Source organism: Ligilactobacillus equi DSM 15833 = JCM 10991 (assembly GCF_000615765.1).
GTDB classification, from domain to species: Bacteria; Bacillota; Bacilli; order Lactobacillales; family Lactobacillaceae; genus Ligilactobacillus; species Ligilactobacillus equi.
This window is the reverse complement of record NZ_BAMI01000153.1, coordinates 1-579: the sequence shown is the minus strand read 5'-3', so window position 1 is coordinate 579 and position 579 is coordinate 1. Positions and strand designations below refer to the sequence as shown.

General features: G+C 38.5%; 1 pseudogene. It reads left to right on the top strand.

Going from position 1 to position 579, the window contains the following annotated elements:
* Positions 1 to 579: pseudogene (locus JCM10991_RS15530) on the top strand (hypothetical protein); the annotation flags it as partial.

Below are 579 nucleotides of genomic sequence, written 5' to 3'. Positions count from 1 at the left end.
TCACGTATCTTTAAGAATAGTGCTTATAACTTAGATAACTTTAGTTTTAATGGAAATTATCTCACAGTTGAAGGATGGCATGTATCTGATTACGCTAAACAAATGCCAAACCAATACTTAATTTTATTTGACCAAACAACCGGTCACGAAGTGGCACGGGTGAAAGTTGGGACTAATAAAGCAGGGATTACTTCCGAAACAGTGAAACGTGAAGACGCTCGGAACGCCTACAGAAATATCTACAGTAACGGTGATGTTGGTTTCAAAGCTAAGTTTGACATGCTGAAGTTTTCTCAGATAACCGGACATAAGTTGCAAGTGGTGATTCGCTACTCTAGTGATGCTAAGGATGGTGAAGGCCAACGACAGGATTTTTGGTCTCAAGCAAAAGATTTGAGTCAAGTTGCGTATGCCTTAGACAGTTTTAAGTTAGTTGGTAATAAGTTAGAGGTTTCAGGTTGGTCTTTTGATGCAAATGCTTTTAAAGCACCAAATAAATACTTGATTTTATTTGATAAAACAGCTGGACATGAGCTAGCTCGGGTTCGTGTAGGCACAAATAATAATGTTGCTCAAGCC